Annotated in this window: 1 rRNA gene; it reads left to right on the top strand. The window is 51.3% G+C overall.

The features are described 5' to 3' along the window. Positions 1-166 precede the first annotated feature (166 nt). Positions 167-3058: ribosomal RNA gene (locus CAF65_RS27595) — 23S ribosomal RNA — on the top strand. Positions 3059-3077 lie beyond the last annotated feature (19 nt).

Below are 3077 nucleotides of genomic sequence, written 5' to 3'. Positions count from 1 at the left end.
AGATCGTTCTTTAAAAATTTGGGTATGTGATAGAAAGATAGACTGAACGTTACTTTCACTGGTAACGGATCAGGCTAAGGTAAAATTTGTGAGTGGCTCTTTGAGCACATGCGAATTTTCGGCGAATGTCGTCTTCACAGTATAACCAGATTGCTTGGGGTTATATGGTCAAGTGAAGAAGCGCATACGGTGGATGCCTTGGCAGTCAGAGGCGATGAAAGACGTGGTAGCCTGCGAAAAGCTTCGGGGAGTCGGCAAACAGACTTTGATCCGGAGATCTCTGAATGGGGGAACCCAGCCAGCACAAGCTGGTTATCTTAAGCTGAATACATAGGCTTAAGAGGCGAACCAGGGGAACTGAAACATCTAAGTACCCTGAGGAAAAGAAATCAACCGAGATTCCCTTAGTAGTGGCGAGCGAACGGGGACTAGCCCTTAAGTTGATTTGAGATTAATAGAACGCTCTGGAAAGTGCGGCCATAGTGGGTGATAGCCCCGTATATGAAAATCTCTTGTCAATGAAATCGAGTAGGACGGAGCACGAGAAACTTTGTCTGAATATGGGGGGACCATCCTCCAAGGCTAAATACTACTGACTGACCGATAGTGAACCAGTACCGTGAGGGAAAGGCGAAAAGAACCCCGGAGAGGGGAGTGAAATAGATCCTGAAACCGTATGCGTACAAGCAGTGGGAGCCTACTTTGTTAGGTGACTGCGTACCTTTTGTATAATGGGTCAGCGACTTATATTCAGTGGCGAGCTTAACCGAATAGGGGAGGCGTAGCGAAAGCGAGTCTTAATAGGGCGTTTAGTCGCTGGGTATAGACCCGAAACCGGGCGATCTATCCATGGGCAGGTTGAAGGTTAGGTAACACTGACTGGAGGACCGAACCGACTACCGTTGAAAAGTTAGCGGATGACCTGTGGATCGGAGTGAAAGGCTAATCAAGCTCGGAGATAGCTGGTTCTCCTCGAAAGCTATTTAGGTAGCGCCTCATGTATCACTCTAGGGGGTAGAGCACTGTTTCGGCTAGGGGGTCATCCCGACTTACCAAACCGATGCAAACTCCGAATACCTAGAAGTGCCGAGCATGGGAGACACACGGCGGGTGCTAACGTCCGTCGTGAAAAGGGAAACAACCCAGACCGTCAGCTAAGGTCCCAAAGTTATGGTTAAGTGGGAAACGATGTGGGAAGGCTTAGACAGCTAGGAGGTTGGCTTAGAAGCAGCCACCCTTTAAAGAAAGCGTAATAGCTCACTAGTCGAGTCGGCCTGCGCGGAAGATGTAACGGGGCTCAAACCATACACCGAAGCTACGGGTATCACGTAAGTGATGCGGTAGAGGAGCGTTCTGTAAGCCTGTGAAGGTGAGTTGAGAAGCTTGCTGGAGGTATCAGAAGTGCGAATGCTGACATGAGTAACGACAATGGGTGTGAAAAACACCCACGCCGAAAGACCAAGGTTTCCTGCGCAACGTTAATCGACGCAGGGTTAGTCGGTCCCTAAGGCGAGGCTGAAAAGCGTAGTCGATGGAAAACAGGTTAATATTCCTGTACTTCCGGTTATTGCGATGGAGGGACGGAGAAGGCTAGGCCAGCTTGGCGTTGGTTGTCCAAGTTTAAGGTGGTAGGCTGGACCCTTAGGTAAATCCGGGGGTTCAAGGCCGAGAGCTGATGACGAGTTACCCTTTGGGTGACGAAGTGGTTGATGCCATGCTTCCAAGAAAAGCTTCTAAGCTTCAGATAACCGGGAACCGTACCCCAAACCGACACAGGTGGTTGGGTAGAGAATACCAAGGCGCTTGAGAGAACTCGGGTGAAGGAACTAGGCAAAATGGCACCGTAACTTCGGGAGAAGGTGCGCCGGTGAGGGTGAAGCACTTGCTGCGTAAGCCCACGCCGGTCGAAGATACCAGGCCGCTGCGACTGTTTATTAAAAACACAGCACTCTGCAAACACGAAAGTGGACGTATAGGGTGTGACGCCTGCCCGGTGCCGGAAGGTTAATTGATGGGGTTAGCTAACGCGAAGCTCTTGATCGAAGCCCCGGTAAACGGCGGCCGTAACTATAACGGTCCTAAGGTAGCGAAATTCCTTGTCGGGTAAGTTCCGACCTGCACGAATGGCGTAACGATGGCGGCGCTGTCTCCACCCGAGACTCAGTGAAATTGAAATCGCTGTGAAGATGCAGTGTATCCGCGGCTAGACGGAAAGACCCCGTGAACCTTTACTATAGCTTTGCACTGGACTTTGAATTTGCTTGTGTAGGATAGGTGGGAGGCTTTGAAGCGTGGACGCCAGTTCGCGTGGAGCCATCCTTGAAATACCACCCTGGCAACTTTGAGGTTCTAACTCAGGTCCGTCATCCGGATCGAGGACAGTGTATGGTGGGTAGTTTGACTGGGGCGGTCTCCTCCTAAAGAGTAACGGAGGAGTACGAAGGTGCGCTCAGACCGGTCGGAAATCGGTCGTAGAGTATAAAGGCAAAAGCGCGCTTGACTGCGAGACAGACACGTCGAGCAGGTACGAAAGTAGGTCTTAGTGATCCGGTGGTTCTGTATGGAAGGGCCATCGCTCAACGGATAAAAGGTACTCCGGGGATAACAGGCTGATACCGCCCAAGAGTTCATATCGACGGCGGTGTTTGGCACCTCGATGTCGGCTCATCACATCCTGGGGCTGAAGCCGGTCCCAAGGGTATGGCTGTTCGCCATTTAAAGTGGTACGCGAGCTGGGTTTAGAACGTCGTGAGACAGTTCGGTCCCTATCTGCCGTGGACGTTTGAGATTTGAGAGGGGCTGCTCCTAGTACGAGAGGACCGGAGTGGACGAACCTCTGGTGTTCCGGTTGTCACGCCAGTGGCATTGCCGGGTAGCTATGTTCGGAAAAGATAACCGCTGAAAGCATCTAAGCGGGAAACTTGCCTCAAGATGAGATCTCACTGGAACCTTGAGTTCCCTGAAGGGCCGTCGAAGACTACGACGTTGATAGGTTGGGTGTGTAAGCGCTGTGAGGCGTTGAGCTAACCAATACTAATTGCCCGTGAGGCTTGACCATATAACACCCAAGCAATTTG

Source organism: Pseudomonas sp. B28(2017), assembly GCF_002113025.1.
Lineage (GTDB): Bacteria > Pseudomonadota > Gammaproteobacteria > Pseudomonadales > Pseudomonadaceae > Aquipseudomonas.
The sequence above is the reverse complement of the archived record's forward strand: the minus strand, read 5'-3'. Positions and strand labels throughout refer to the sequence as shown.